The following is a 14,291-nucleotide window of genomic DNA, read 5'->3' as shown; positions in this document are numbered from 1 at the left end:
ACATACAGCAGATTGCACATTAATTATTCTCTTAGTATCCCTGATTTTGGATCATTTTTTCCTTGGATTACTCTAAAGCCTTCTTCCTTTTTCTCTCGGACTTCTTCCTGACATCCGTTACATCCGAAGAAAGCGAATCCGTTGCCGAACTTCCTTCAATATCTGCTATACCTTGCCCGGATTGAACCCGCCGATCAGTTTGCCACTAGGAAGCAAAATGAACTATCATACAAGGGTCAGAATGTTAAAAAATGTAAATATAATAATTGGCGTGTGTCGGAATTTTCAACAGGATTAAAAAGTGGACAGCAGGAAACCCTGACTGTTGCAGGTACGATCGGGAATTTCACATTTTATGACAAATTCAAGATTTGACATTCAAGACTTGAAACGCCGCTTTTGGCGAATTTCGCGGCTGCCGACGGCAACGCTAGTCGTGTTGGGGGCAGTTGCTTTCGCAGGTGCGATCGCCGCAGCCTGGTTTGCCCGTGAAGGTACAGTCAGCGGTATTTTTGCCACAATCAACACTTGGCAGCAAAATCCGCCTGTGTGGCTGCAAGTGCCTGCTACGAGCAAGATGTATTTGTTAGTGCCGACGATCGCGCTTGTCTCCGTTGCTTTAGCTGCAATTAAAATTTCGCCTCAACCGCAGAAATGGTCGCGCGCTGTGGTAGTTGCAATAGTTCTGGCTTTAACCATTCGCTACGTTTTATGGCGATCGCTCGCTACTCTAAATTTAACCGATCCCCTCAACGGTATGTTTAGTTTGGGGCTGTTTTTCCTAGAAATGCTACTGGTTTTCAACACCAGTATTCAACTGTATTTAATGCTGAGAATGAAAGATCGGCGTCGAGAAGCCGATCGCATGGCAGTTGCAGTTGAAGCTGGAAACTTCACCCCGCCCGTAGATATTTTGATCCCAACTTACAACGAACCGGCTTTTATTTTACGGCGCACTGTAATCGGCTGTCAAGCTTTAGATTATGCCAACAAAAAAGTATACTTGCTTGACGATACGAAGCGTCATGAAATCAAATTGCTGGCAAAAGAACTGGGATGCGAGTATATAACCAGACCCGATAATATTCACGCCAAAGCTGGAAACATCAATCACGCCACAGCCCTTACTAATGGAGAACTAATTGTAGTTTTCGATGCAGATTTTATCCCCACTAAAAACTTTTTAACTCGCACAGTTGGATTTTTTCAAAATCCCGAAATCGCCCTCGTTCAAACACCGCAAAGCTTTTACAACCACGACCCCATCTCCCGTAATTTAGGTTTAGAAAATGTGCTCGCGCCGGAAGAAGAAATCTTTTACAGGCAAATTGAAATCATCAAAGACAGCGCCGACAGCGTGGTTTGTTGCGGTACATCTTTTGTAGTTAGGCGGAGTGCTTTAGAAGCAGCGGGAGGCTTGGTCACAGATTCAATCTGCGAAGATTATTTTACCGGAATTCGGCTGTCAGCAACCGGATATCGCTTAGTTTATTTAGATGAAAAATTGAGTGCTGGTTTGGCGGCTGAAAATATAGAGGCTCATCTAAATCAAAGGCTACGCTGGGCGCGAGGCACGCTTCAGGCATTTTTTATTGATTCCAATCCTTTAACAATTCGCGGTCTCAGATTCATACAAAGGCTGTCTCATTTGGAAGGATTGCTGCACTGGTTTACCAGTTTAACCAAGGTTTTCTATCTGTTGATACCTTTAGGTTATTCGTTTTTCGGCATCATTCCTTTGCGGGCAAGTGCGCGGGAATTGCTGTACTTTTTCCTGCCTTACTATTTTGTGCAACTTACTGTGTTTTCTTGGCTGAACCGCAGATCGGGTTCGGCTTTGCTTTCGGATGTTTATTCGTTTGTTCAGTGTATTCCTTTAGCGGTGACGGTAGTGAGTTCCATGCTGAATCCCTTTGGAAAAGGGTTTCAGGTGACGCCGAAAGGAATTGCGAGCGATCGCTTTCGTTTTAACTGGAATTTGGGATGGCCTTTGATTGTGTTGTTTGCAGCTACAGGATTCAGTTTGTGGCACAATTTAAACATTAATTTAGTTAAAAATGTGGGCACCGTACAGTCAATATCAGAAAGTGCAAATTTGTCAAAAGGAATGAGTTTGGGGTGGATTTGGAGCGGGTACAACCTGCTGATGATCGGGATTGCATTACTGATTTTGGTGGATATTCCTAAGCCGGACATTTACGAATGGTTCGATTTACGCAGGGTGGTACAATTAAACATTGGCGGTCAAAGTTTTTGGGGTGTAACCACTGTAATTTCGGAAAGTGGCGCTGAAGTTGCTCTGACTCAGTGGCCAAGTTTTGCGGTGAAAGGTAAGGGTAGTAAAGAGAGTTTTACCCCAGCAGAGATTTTGCCAAAATATGCCGTTCAGACAAGTTTATCGCAGGGTAAAATAAAAGCGATCCCTCGCAGTGCGGCAGTCAAAGCAAGGAGATCGCTAGCGCCGTCTGTTGTTGAGTTCGGCACTGAGCGTCGTTTGGCTCAAGGTTTGATTGATTGCGATTCGGCGACTCTGAAAATTATGGAAGAGAACTGTTTTATTCCTGTGGCTAAGATTGAGGTGGTGAGCGATAAATCTCAGTTGGGGTCTAGTTTTCGGGATGGAAAAGAGTGCAGTTTTGTGGAATTTCCCACTGTGCGAATTGCGTTCGATCGCCTGAATATTAGCCAGCACCGCTGTTTGATCGAAATGCTGTACTGTCGCCCGGGCCAGTGGCAGCGGCAGGAAACTCCCGGAGAATGGCGATCGCTGTGGCTGTTGCTGAGAATTGCTTTGAAACCAAGGGCTGTTTTTGAGAGGAATAGGTCAGTTAGACCGATCGGAGTTTCGCAACTTTAGAGGGAATTTCTCCTCGTTGGGAATTTTTCACCGCAGATATCAGCAGATGAAGGTTGATGGATTTTTAGATGACCTTACCTCATATCTTTTAAGTAATCGTGCAAAAATATTTATAGCGGTTCTCAAAAAAGTGAGGTATGCCCTATGCCCTATGCCCTATACCCTATGCCCTATGCCGGATAGTACCTCATCTTTCTGAGAAAGGCTATATACATTTTCAGTTAGCAAATAGAGAAATTTTTCAAGATTTGGATAAATTCTGGCGGTGGTTCTGCCCCAATGTCCGTTTGGGTTTGCAACTGGGGAATCAAATAGCAGAATATGGGGATGAGTTATTTGGCAGTCAGATTAGCTGCAAGATGTACTTCCAGCAGTATTTGCTACTCTCAACAACCAAACTTTTAGTGTTAGCTTGAGGCGATATCGATCGCTTGTTTGCCTATCCCAATTTGACGATCGACTTTTGCGGACTTTTGCGAACTTGGCACTCCTGAAGCCAAAAATCGGGGAATTGGGCGAAAACTCCGGTTAGTCGTGATACACTCCACTAAGCCTAGAGCAAGTGTTGCAAAACTCTCCCATCTCTGCCGGAATTTATGGCGATCGCCTACAACGACAACTTTAGCAGCTTTAATTATATAACTAGCAATTTGCGTTACTACCATAACTGAAACACATTTTGCGATCGCTTGGAGGAAGTTACATTTGAAAACCGGATCTTTAACTGTTGTCGGGACGGGAATTCAATTAGTTGGTCATCTGACCTTAGCAGCGAAGGCGTGGATCGAGCAAGCTGACAAAGTTCTGTTCGCCGTAGCCGATCCTGTTACTGCTAAATGGCTACAGACACTCAATCCCATCGCAGAAGCCTTACCTTACAATACCAACAATCAGCGGCGTAGAGAAACTTATCGAGAAATGGTCGATCGCATTTTGGCTGAAGTTCGTCAGGGTTTGAATGTTTGTGCAGTTTTTTACGGTCATCCCGGTGTCTTTGCTTACCCCACCCATGAAGCGATTAAACAGGCGCGTCGTGAAGGTTTTAGGGCGCAAATGTTACCAGGAATTTCAGCGGAAGATTGCTTATTTGCTGACTTGGGTCTTGACCCAGGACGCAACGGATGTCAAAGTTTTGAAGCCACTGACTTTCTGATTCGGGGGCGGAAATTTGACCCGACCAGTGCTTTAATTTTGTGGCAGATTGCGACGATTGGCAATCTGGGTTTTTATCAAAAGGAGATTCAATTGCGGGGTCTAAATGTGTTAACTGAAGTGTTAGAAACATACTATGGTTCTGACCACGAAGTAATTGTTTACGAAGCAGCGGTTTATTACCCGGTTTGCGAGCCAGTTATCCAACCTATTCCTCTGTCCAAACTGGCTGATACTCGTGTTACTCTAGTTTCGACACTTTATGTTCCGCCTCAAGCGTCAGCACCTATAGACAGTGAAATGATGTCCCGGCTGGGTATGTCTTTTGTGAAAGAAACTTAAGGTATTTTGCCAAGAGAATGTAGTAAAAACTACATTCTTTTTCCAGCAGATAAAAAGTGTATGTGTTAGAGGAGAAAAAATGTGGTAATGTCGGTTTATATAGAACAGAACCCTGACAACGCTAAGGCTCTGGCTCATCGTGGTGAAAACTATCGGCTGACGGGGGATTTTGAAGCAGCTCTAAACGATTTTAATCGATCGATCGCGTTGGAGCCTGACTATGCTTGGGCGATCGCGCATCGAGGCGATACTTATCGGCTGATGGAACGCTACGAGCAAGCCATAGCTGATTTCGATCGCTCTCTGGCACTTAAACCCAAACAGGCCTGGACGCTGGCACACCGAGGCGCGAGTTATTACCAATTAAAGCAATACAGCAATGCTTTTGTTGATATTAACCAAGCCTTAGACTTGCAGCCCGATTACCCTTGGGCGATCGTTTACCAGATTAACCTTTATGTAAGAATGGAGCGTCATGAAGAAGCATTAGTTGGTTTTGACCGCGCGATCGCTCTTGACAACACTATCATTCCCTCTTGGCCTGGCGAGCGCGGATTGCTACTAAGTTATATGGGGCGATATGACGAAGTAATTGCTGGTTGCGAACAAGGATTAAAAGATAACCCAGACGATTACATTACTCTCTATACCCTTGCTGCCGTCAAAGCACGCTTCAAGGGTATGGCGGCGGCGCAAGCAGACATAGAAACAACGCGAAACGTTTTGCAAGCGGTTAACGAACCATCCAAACGTGCTGGTGTTGTTTACAGGTTAGGCGGTTTAGCTGCTCTTGAGGGCGATCGAGATTTTGCATTGAACTGTCTCCAAGAAGCTATCTCGTTAGACAATGAGCCTCTTGAATTAGCCCGCCGCGATGTAGCTTGGCTCGAGTTGCGCGAAGATCCGCGTTTTCGATCGTTAATTAATGAGGGGGGTTGACTTGAATAGCTATGGAGAAATCCTTGCCAATTTGAATCAAAGTATTGCATCCAATCCTGGCGATGTGAAAGCGATCGCCCGTCGGGGAGATATCTACCGATCTCTCAAACAGTATGACGCAGCACTAGCTGATTTTAGCCTAGCAATTGCCCAAAATCCCCTCTATGTTTGGGCGATTGCCCGCCGGGGGGAAGTATATCGCTTGATGAAACGCTATCCCGAAGCTTTAGCTGATTTCGATCGAGCTATTGAATTAAAATCAGACTATGCTTGGGCGATCGCTGGCGATAGACTGTTGCCAAGAAGCTTTATTAGAAAATCCAGGCGATAGTTTTGCTCTGTACAATATTGCTGTATTTAAGACTCGCTGGCAAGGATTGGTCGCGGCTCAACCAGATATCAATGCAGCGCGAAGTGCGTTACTGAGTTTAGTAAATTCTGAAGAGCAAGGTATAATTTTGTATCGATTAGGAGGTTTAGCCGCCATTGAAGGTAAGATAGAGCAAGCGTTGAATTATCTTCAAGAAGCAATGTTACTTGAGGATGAAGCGATCGAGTTTGCACGGCACGACGTAGCTTGGCTGGAATTGCGAAATTCACCAAATTTTTTAATGTTAATTGCCGAAGCGGATAGAGCAGTAGTAGATAGCAAGAGTAGCAATAAAATTGCTGCTGTTTTTGCAAAAGAACTGATATTACAGAAACTTCAGGTGTTTTGTTAATAAACCGTAACACTAAAATCCATTCTGAATTTGGCAGAAAATAAAGTTGAGTTTTATTAAGAATACGTGAGAAATCAAAAAATATGGTAGAGTTATTTTAGGTTTTTCTGAAAAACTTACTATTCTGAAAAAATCACAATTTGTTGTTATTTGTTGTGGAGTTGTTATGATACAAAACCAAACCAATCTTGCAGATGTAGATAATGGCAATTCAGCACAGAAACTTGTTCGAGACGGTGAAATTTGCCGTTTATCAGGAGAATACAGCGTAGCTTTGGAAAAGTTTAAGTCCGCGATCGAACTAGAACCTAACTATGCCTGGGCTCATGCCCATCTCGGAGAAACTTACCGTCAATGGGGTTCCCATATTGAGTCGCCTGAAAGATTCTTTGCAGAAGCTAAAAAATGTTTTGAAACAGCTATTAGTTTAGATGCTGATTATGCTTGGGCATACGCGCATCTAGGTGAAGCCTATCGCGAGAATCTGAGATACGAAGAGGCAGAGAAAAATTTTAAGATAGCCATTGACAAAGACAATCATTATGCTTGGGCTTACGCTCACCGAGGCGCAAACTCCTACGCACGAGGAGGAGATGGCTCTGACGATCCGTACTTAGCAGAAGCTCTCGATTATTTAACAACAGCTCTGGATAAAATCCCGACCTATGCTTGGGCTAAGCTTTACCAAGCCATAACCCTGCTAGAACAGAACAAAGATCGTGAGTCGTTAGAGGCTTTTCTTAGCGTGATTAGCTTAGACCCTAGCGTAATCAAAACTCCTACAAAGGACATAGCTTTGTTAAACACTAATCCGCGAAACCTGAAAACAACATTTGCATTGTTTGATAAAGCATTGAGCGAGCACCCCGATGACCTCGAAATTCGGTACTACCACACTGTCAGCAAAGTAAAGTTGATGACATCAAACGAGGCTAAATTACTAATCGACGAATTGTACAAGCTATTAGAAGAATCGAATCTCCACATTACTTTGGATGAGTTAACTAAAGACTACGTACTTGGCGGTTTAGCGGCTCTGGAAGGTAATTATGAGAAAGCTCGGGAGAAACTAGCAACTTTCACCAACAATCCCAAACTCAAAGCAAGGGCACAGCGCGATTTGGCTTGGCAACCAGTCTTCGAGGGACAGAGTGTTAGTTGAAACAACAACTCAGCAAGAAAACAATCGAGCCAAATGAAATCGAGCAAAAGGAATAGTATTAAATGAGTCAATTACCAGTTTTCTTAGCCAATCTGGCTATCGATCCAAAACAGCAACTAGCTTTTGAGAGGGAACCTGACGCCTTGATGGCAGCAGCCGGGTTATCAGAATCGGAACGAGTCGCTATTAAGAGCCGGAAAAGCGCCCGAATTACTGCGATTTGTGCGGACGAACTTTTTCAAGCTGCTGTAGTAATAACCTTACCTAACCCAGATCCTTTACCCGATCCCGATCCTCCTGTTCCTCCTCCTCCCAATCCTCCTACTCCTCCCGATCCTGCTGACTCTCTCACTCCCGATCGAAGTCTCTAGAGGTAGATTACATAAGTACTTATGCAAAAGTAGGGGTAATATCTTGCCCCTACTTTGTCCTGCATCAACCATAATTATTTAAAAGCAGAGAAGTTTGAGATAATTTTAGATAAAGGCTCTATCAAAAACTTATACAGAGTAAGTAAGATGCTTCAAATCGCAGGCTATCAAGTTTTAGAGAAATTGCATGAGAGTGCTAACTCGCTAGTCTATCGCGGATGTAAAATAGCAAACAACCAACCCGTTATCTTGAAAATTCTCAAACAAGCGTATCCACCGCCAACCACAATAGCCTGGTTTAGGCGGGAGTATGAAATTACTAAAAATTTGAATCTAACGGGAGTGGTGGATGCTTACAGCTTGGAAAATCATCAGTTTCGATGGGTGATGGCGCTGGAAGATTTTGGCGGTGAATCCCTCGATCGCTCGATCCAGATTAAACAATTCTCATTAATAGAGTTTCTGCCCCTGGCGATTCAGATTGCTGACATTCTCGGTCAAGTACAACAGCAGAACATTTTACACAAAGATATCAACCCATCTAATATTGTTTGGCATCAGACAACTGGGCAAGTCAAACTGATTGACTTCGGCATTTCTACGGTGCTGACGCGAGAGAATCAAACTTTTCGCAATCCGAATTTGTTGGAGGGGACGCTAGCCTATATGTCGCCCGAACAAACTGGACGAATGAATAGGGCTATCGATTATCGGACAGATTTTTACTCGCTAGGAGCGACATTTTACGAGTTACTGACAGGTCAGTTGCCTTTTGTGACGCAGGACGAACTAGAATTGGTGCATTGCCACCTTGCTAGACAGCCAGCGCCACCGCACGAACGCAAACCAGACATTCCGCCGGCACTCTCAGAGATAGTGCTGAAGTTAATGTCTAAAAACGCTGAAGACCGTTACCAATCGGCGTATGGGCTGAAAGCGGATTTAGAAGAATGCCTGCAGCAGTGGCAGGCTAAAGGACAGATTGACCCCTTCCCGCTAGCTCGAAATGATGTTTCCGACAGGTTCCAAATTCCGCAAAAGCTGTACGGGCGAGAACGAGAAATAGATACATTGTTAGCAGCTTTCGATCGCGTCAGCCAGGGAAGCAGTGAAATGATGCTGGTATCCGGGTATTCCGGCATTGGTAAGTCAGCTTTGGTGCAGGAAGTTTACAAGCCCATTACTCGCCAGCGCGGTTACTTTATCTCCGGTAAATTTGACCAATTTCAACGCAATATTCCCTACGCCGCTTTCATCCAGGCATTTCGGTCATTGGTACTGCAACTGCTAATGGAAAGTGAAGAGAAAATCGCTACTTGGCGAGAAAAAATTCTGGAGGCTTTGGGTGCTAACGGACAGGTAATCATTGAAGTTATTCCGGAAGTGGAACTGATTGTTGGCGCGCAACCTGCTGCACCCGAACTACCACCAACAGAAGCAAAAAACCGCTTTAACCTAGTCTTTCAAAACTTCATTAAAGTATTTACTCGCCAAGAACATCCGTTGGTGCTTTTCTTAGACGATTTGCAATGGGCAGATGGAGCTTCATTAAAACTAATCGATCTGTTAATGACGGCTGCAGATAGTAAATATCTATTTTTAATCGGAGCCTATCGGGATAACGAAGTTAATGCAGTTCATCCCTTAATGTTGGCGCTAGATGAGATCGAGAAGGCAAAAGTAACAGTTAATCAAATTTCCCTGTCACCTTTAGCTTTGCCGCACATCACGCAGTTAATTCAAGATATCTTTCGCCGCCAACCAGCAACCGCAAAATCTTTAGCTAAGTTGGTGCTTGCCAAGACAAGTGGCAATCCTTTTTTTATAGGTGAGTTTTTAAATTTTTTGTATGCCGAAGCCTCAGTCAGTTTTAATTATCAACGAGGTTATTGGCAGTGGAATTCAAAAAAAATTGAATCCCAAAAAATAACTGATAATGTAGTGGAATTAATGGCTGCTAAAGTACAAAAATTACCACCGCAGACCCAAAGAGTTTTGAAGTTAGCTGCTTGCATGGGAAACCAGTTTGACTTGCAGCGACTGGCAATTGTTTGCGAGCAAGCTCTTCGGGAAACAGCAACGGATCTTTGGGCTGCGATCGCAGATGGCTTAATCTTACCGATGAACGATGCCTACAAGTTGATGGAACTAGATGTAGAAGGTCTATCCGATCGATTGGTAGCAGAATATAAGTTCGCCCACGACCGAATTCAGCAAGCCGTCTATTCGCTCATTCCCGAAACAAATAAACAAGAGGTGCACCTGCGTGTCGGCAAACTACTGCTGCAAAACCTGCGATCGGAAACACAAGAACAAAAGATATTTGAACAAAATATATTTGATATTGTCAATCAGTTGAACCAGGGTCATACTTTAATTGAGGAATCAAGAGAACGCTACGAACTGGCACAGTTAAATTTACAGGCAGGAAAGAAAGCCAAAGCTTCAGCAGCATATCAAGAAGCCTATAACTACCTAAAGACTGGCATCGATCTGCTAGGGGAAGACTGTTGGCAGAACCAGTACGATTTGACATTAGGACTGCATACAGAAGCAGCAGAGACTGCTTTCCTGAATGCGGAATTCGAGCAGATGGAGCGATGGAACAAGGTAATCTTAGAACGAGCCAAATCGCTACTAGACAAAGTAATAGTCTATGAAGTCAGGCTCTTAACCCATGCAGCACAAAGAGAACCCCTGGTATCGATAAAAACAGGTCTCGAATTGCTAAAGTTGCTTGGCTTTGCCTTTCCTGAAGAACCAACTCAGGCAGACATTATGGCGGCAATGCAGGAGACACAGTTAATTTTGGCAAGTAAAACAACCGAGGATTTAATCGGTTTGCCGGAAATGACAGACCCAGAAAAGCTAGCAGCCATGAATATCCTGACTAAATTATTGATGCCTGCTTTTTCTGGGACGAAGATACTGATTCCCCTGCTGGTGAGCCAACAGGTCAATTTATCAGTAAAGTATGGCAATAAACCTGACTCCGCTTATGCTTACGCAATGTACGGGGTGATCCTCTGTGGAGCGGGAGATATCGATACTGGCTATCAATTCGGTCAGCTAGCTTTCCGGGTATTAGAGAGGCTCCATTCCCAAAAATCCAAAGCCAGGACATACGTAATAGTTGCGGGTTTTTTAATACATTGGAAGCGACATATTAGGAATATATTGCCTTTTTTATTAGAAGCATATCAAAGTGGCTTGGAAACAGGTGATTTAGAAATGGGTGCGAATGGGGCTGCGAGTTATTGCATTGTTTCATATTTAGCAGGCAAGGAATTAGGCAGTGTCGAACAAGAGATGGCAACATATGGTGAAGTCATTGCCAGGGTCAAGCAAGAAACTGTTTTAGACTGGCTTAAAATTTATTGGCAAGCAGTCTCGAACTTGCAAAGGGAGACAGAAAATCCCTACCAATTATGCGGTGAGGTGTATGACGAACAGAAAATGCTACCGCTTCACATTCAGACTAATGAGAAATCAGCATTATTTAACCTATATTTTAACAAATTTATTCTCTCTTATCTGTTTCAAGAATTTGAGAAATCCTTTGAATATTTGAAGTTATTAGAAGAGTACTTTATCCAAGCTAAAGAAACGTTCTATGCTCTTCCCTACTACTTGTATGATTCACTGCTCCGACTAGCCATCTTTCCTCAAACCTCAACGTCTACACAACAGGACATTTTACAGAAAATAGCTGTCAATCAAGAAAACATGAAAACATGGGCGGGACACGCCCCTATGAATTGTTTGCACAAATTCTATCTAGTGGAAGCGGAACTCGCCCGCGTATCGGGCAACGATCGAGATGCCAGAGATTATTACGATAATGCGATCGCCCTAGCCCGCGAAAACGAATATCTCAACGAAGAAGCCCTCGCTTACGAATTGGCTGGCAGGTTTTATTTAGCCAGAAATCAAAGTCATGTTGCCCGTCATTACTTGCAAGACGCCCACTATGTCTATCAGCTTTGGGGGGCAACAGCTAAAGTCAAAGATTTAGAAGCCCGATACCCGCAGTTTTTAGCCACCCAGTCGGTTGGTTCAACCGCCACAGATAGTCAAAATACCAAAAAATCTATTACCACAACCTCTGGAAGGTATGGCGAAACGTTGGATTTTGCCACAGTAATGAAAGCATCCCAAGCTATCTCCGGTGAAATCGTTCTCGAACAATTGTTAAACCAGGTGATGAAAGCTGCGATCGAAAACGCAGGCGCAGAAAAAGGTTTTCTCATCCTGGACAAAGGCGGGAATTGGGTTATAGAAGCCCAAGCAGCAGTAGAGGGCGATCGCATTACCATTATGCAATCCATTGCCGTAGATTCTGTAGATCCTGCAACTGGAATTCCCCTGCTGTCAACCGCCATAGTTAACTACGTCGCTCACAGCCACGAAAATGTAGTATTAAATAACGCCACCGATGAAGGACAATTTACCCGCGACTCTTACATTACCGCTACTGAACCCAAATCGATTCTCTGCACTCCCCTACTCAATCAAGGCAAACTAGGTGGAATTCTCTATTTAGAAAATAATTTGGCGATCGGCGCATTTACCTCGGAAAGAGTCGAAACTTTAAAAATCATTGCTGCTCAAGCCGCGATCTCGATTCAAAATGCAAGTCTCTACGAAAAATTAGAAGATTACAACCGAACTTTAGAGCAAAAAGTAGAAGATCGCACCGCACAATTAGCCCAAGCTAATGCAGAAATATTGGTTTTGAACGAACGGCTAAAAGTAGAAAACCTGCGCATGAGTGCCGAACTAGACGTAACCCGCCGCCTGCAACAAATGATTTTGCCTCACCAGCAGGAATTAGAGTCAATAGAAGGGCTAGAAATTGCTGCATTCATGGAACCGGCTGATGAAGTTGGCGGTGACTACTACGACGTACTAAATCACGGCGGTAAAGCCACAATTGGCATCGGCGACGTGACAGGACACGGTTTAGAAAGTGGCGTGTTAATGATTATGGCGCAAACAGCAATTCGCACTTTGTTGGTTCACAATGAAACCGACCCAGTTAAATTATTACAGACAGTCAACCAAACGCTTTTTGACAACGTAGAGCGCATGAATTGCGGTAAAAGTATGAGCCTTTCTTTGCTGGAATATCGCGGGGACAACATCCTGCGTTTGAGCGGACAGCACGAAGAGGTGATTGTCGTGCGTGACCGCGGCGAAGTAGAGCAGATTGATACCATGGAGTTAGGCTTTCCGATCGCCTTGGAAGCAGATATTGCCGATTTCATTGCTACTACTGAAATACAGTTAAATTCTGGGGATGTTGTCGTACTCTACACAGATGGAATTACCGAAGCTTTTGATATGAATCAAAATGAATACGGTATTGAGCCAATGATTGAAGTTGTTGTCCTTAACAGGGAACAGTCAGCAGCAGAAATCAAGCAAGCTATTATTGACGACCTGCGGCGATACATCGGGGAGCAAAAAGTATTTGATGACATTACTTTGGTAGTAATCAAACAGAAGTAAGTATGGGAAAATTTAGTTGCGGCAGTGTCAAATATCTTTCGAGACTTTGGCAAAAAATATATAATTAATTGTACTTAACTACTTATATCAATTCCGGCTGCGCCGGAATGATATAGAAGACACGGCAGTGCCGTTTCTTGCGCGCCAGATTTATTGTAGGGAAACGGCACTGCCGTGTCCTGATTGCGGGTTATATTAATGCCGATGCTAACGGATTTGATATTATACCTTATTTTTAGGGGAGATGAATTTAAAATTAGAGATTTATCATTCCTGGACGTATGCAGGGGCAAAAACCCGGTTTCTGCGTCAATCTCTCAGGCGAGAGATCAACTATTTTTCAGATTAACCGGGTTTTTTGCGTAAGTTATATTGATGTCAATCTTATGTAGCAGAAATAACTCCTTCGCCCAATCGGTTACACCTAATTTAGCTACCCGAAACTGAGGGCGATCGCTTCCCCAGTGCCAAAATCAGTAAACTGGCGTACATCGGGTTCATGGAATGCTAAAACAATATCTTCTTTAGGCACTCCCAGTTCGACGAGTTGGTTCGCAATTCCGACTTCAGTACCGTCATGCTGAATCCAAATTTTTCCACCCTTGATATCAAGATGCAGAATACAGCCAAAATCGCGTCTATTTCCACGCCAACCAACATACAGAAGTTGATAATGATCTTGCTCAGTATCAAAAAGGGTTTGCACTTCGTATTCTTGCGCGTTGCGTTGTATCGAAATGCGCTCTCGCCGTTCTGAAAGAAGATGACGAATGTATTGCCGATATTGCTCTACAGCCATTGAACAATAACCTCCTGTTGCACATCATAAATCATCAATCGCAGTTGATATCGCTGAACCGCAGCCACAATAAACCGTCGTTGAAAGAAACTTTCATAAATTGGCAATCGCACCGCTAGATAGAGGCGGCGATCGGGTTCAATCATTTCAAGCGCATCGCGATAATTGAGAAATTGTCCCAATGCAGTATGAAAATCTGAAACATTGGATGGGCTAATGAAACTTTTAACTTCTACAGCTATTTTCTGATGATCTCGCTGGGCGGCTAACAGTTGTTCCGCCGCTAAATCAATCTCAAAATCTACATCATCAACATTAATTTCATAGGGATCTGCCGTAATCTGCCAACCTTGCTTTTCTAAACCTGTCTTAACAACACCATGAAACCGATCTTTTACCATACAAGTTTTCTAGTTGCAGATAACTACTGATCTTG

General features: G+C 43.7%; 12 protein-coding genes. 9 read left to right on the top strand and 3 right to left on the bottom strand.

Going from position 1 to position 14,291, the window contains the following annotated elements; translation table 11 throughout:
* Positions 1-355 precede the first annotated feature (355 nt).
* Together QUA78_RS12440 and QUA78_RS12435 are read left to right on the top strand one after the other, a co-directional pair.
* The gene (locus QUA78_RS12440; RefSeq protein WP_333301852.1) at positions 356-2,857 is read left to right on the top strand and encodes a glycosyltransferase; all 2,502 of its coding nucleotides are present in this window, start codon (positions 356-358) and stop codon (positions 2,855-2,857) included.
* A gap of 137 nt (positions 2,858-2,994) precedes the next feature.
* Complete coding sequence (locus QUA78_RS12435; protein WP_333301853.1) at positions 2,995-3,273, top strand: AAA-like domain-containing protein; 279 nt, start codon at positions 2,995-2,997, stop codon at positions 3,271-3,273.
* Here QUA78_RS12435 and QUA78_RS12430 read toward each other — a convergent pair.
* The gene (locus tag QUA78_RS12430) at positions 3,265-3,522 is read right to left on the bottom strand and encodes a hypothetical protein (RefSeq protein ID WP_333301854.1); all 258 of its coding nucleotides are present in this window, start codon (positions 3,520-3,522) and stop codon (positions 3,265-3,267) included. The two genes, QUA78_RS12435 and QUA78_RS12430, sit on opposite strands and share 9 nt — an antisense overlap.
* 40 nt (positions 3,523-3,562) lie before the next feature.
* Between QUA78_RS12430 and QUA78_RS12425 the strand changes: the two genes are divergently transcribed.
* From QUA78_RS12425 to QUA78_RS12395, 7 genes are all read left to right on the top strand, one after another.
* On the top strand, positions 3,563-4,351 hold the full coding sequence (locus QUA78_RS12425) for an SAM-dependent methyltransferase (RefSeq protein ID WP_333301855.1): 789 nt from the start codon (positions 3,563-3,565) through the stop codon (positions 4,349-4,351).
* A gap of 87 nt (positions 4,352-4,438) precedes the next feature.
* A complete protein-coding gene (locus QUA78_RS12420) occupies positions 4,439-5,290 on the top strand; it encodes a tetratricopeptide repeat protein (RefSeq protein ID WP_333301886.1) in 852 nt (283 codons plus the stop codon).
* 1 nt (position 5,291) lies between these two features.
* Positions 5,292-5,621, top strand: coding sequence for a tetratricopeptide repeat protein (locus QUA78_RS12415; protein ID WP_333301856.1), 330 nt, complete (start codon positions 5,292-5,294; stop codon positions 5,619-5,621).
* A complete protein-coding gene (locus QUA78_RS12410; RefSeq protein WP_333301857.1) occupies positions 5,557-6,012 on the top strand; it encodes a TPR end-of-group domain-containing protein in 456 nt (151 codons plus the stop codon). Before QUA78_RS12415 ends, QUA78_RS12410 begins: the two co-directional genes overlap by 65 nt.
* Positions 6,013-6,178: 166 nt before the next feature.
* Positions 6,179-7,174 carry a tetratricopeptide repeat protein gene (locus tag QUA78_RS12405; RefSeq protein WP_333301858.1) on the top strand — a complete coding sequence of 332 codons (996 nt, stop codon included), beginning with the start codon at positions 6,179-6,181 and terminating at the stop codon, positions 7,172-7,174.
* Positions 7,175-7,236: 62 nt separating this feature from the next.
* Entirely contained in the window at positions 7,237-7,545 is a 309-nt protein-coding gene (locus QUA78_RS12400; protein ID WP_333301859.1) for a hypothetical protein, read from the top strand.
* A 147-nt stretch (positions 7,546-7,692) separates the two neighbouring features.
* Positions 7,693-13,056, top strand: coding sequence for an AAA family ATPase (locus QUA78_RS12395; protein ID WP_333301860.1), 5,364 nt, complete (start codon positions 7,693-7,695; stop codon positions 13,054-13,056).
* A 433-nt stretch (positions 13,057-13,489) separates the two neighbouring features.
* Here the strand turns inward: QUA78_RS12395 and QUA78_RS12390 are convergent, their stop codons facing one another.
* Positions 13,490-13,855, bottom strand: a complete 366-nt coding sequence (locus QUA78_RS12390) for a XisI protein (protein ID WP_333202082.1) — start codon at positions 13,853-13,855, stop codon at positions 13,490-13,492.
* Complete coding sequence (locus QUA78_RS12385) at positions 13,846-14,256, bottom strand: XisH family protein (protein ID WP_333301861.1); 411 nt, start codon at positions 14,254-14,256, stop codon at positions 13,846-13,848. Before QUA78_RS12385 ends, QUA78_RS12390 begins: the two co-directional genes overlap by 10 nt.
* Positions 14,257-14,291 lie beyond the last annotated feature (35 nt).

Source organism: Microcoleus sp. K4-B3, assembly GCF_036704615.1.
Taxonomy (GTDB): domain Bacteria; phylum Cyanobacteriota; class Cyanobacteriia; order Cyanobacteriales; family Microcoleaceae; genus Microcoleus.
The sequence above is the reverse complement of the archived record's forward strand: the minus strand, read 5'-3'. Positions and strand labels throughout refer to the sequence as shown.

Bases quoted from the DNA above. Each gene is read 5' to 3' on its own strand.
- QUA78_RS12440 (WP_333301852.1), top strand. From the start codon at position 356: ATGACAAATTCAAGATTTGACATTCAAGACTTGAAACGCCGCTTTTGG.
- QUA78_RS12435 (WP_333301853.1), top strand. From the start codon at position 2,995: ATGCCCTATGCCCTATGCCCTATACCCTATGCCCTATGCCGGATAGTA.
- QUA78_RS12430 (WP_333301854.1), bottom strand. From the start codon at position 3,522: ATGGTAGTAACGCAAATTGCTAGTTATATAATTAAAGCTGCTAAAGTT.
- QUA78_RS12420 (WP_333301886.1), top strand. From the start codon at position 4,439: ATGTCGGTTTATATAGAACAGAACCCTGACAACGCTAAGGCTCTGGCT.
- QUA78_RS12410 (WP_333301857.1), top strand. From the start codon at position 5,557: ATGCTTGGGCGATCGCTGGCGATAGACTGTTGCCAAGAAGCTTTATTA.
- QUA78_RS12405 (WP_333301858.1), top strand. From the start codon at position 6,179: ATGATACAAAACCAAACCAATCTTGCAGATGTAGATAATGGCAATTCA.
- QUA78_RS12400 (WP_333301859.1), top strand. From the start codon at position 7,237: ATGAGTCAATTACCAGTTTTCTTAGCCAATCTGGCTATCGATCCAAAA.
- QUA78_RS12395 (WP_333301860.1), top strand. From the start codon at position 7,693: ATGCTTCAAATCGCAGGCTATCAAGTTTTAGAGAAATTGCATGAGAGT.
- QUA78_RS12390 (WP_333202082.1), bottom strand. From the start codon at position 13,855: ATGGCTGTAGAGCAATATCGGCAATACATTCGTCATCTTCTTTCAGAA.
- QUA78_RS12385 (WP_333301861.1), bottom strand. From the start codon at position 14,256: ATGGTAAAAGATCGGTTTCATGGTGTTGTTAAGACAGGTTTAGAAAAG.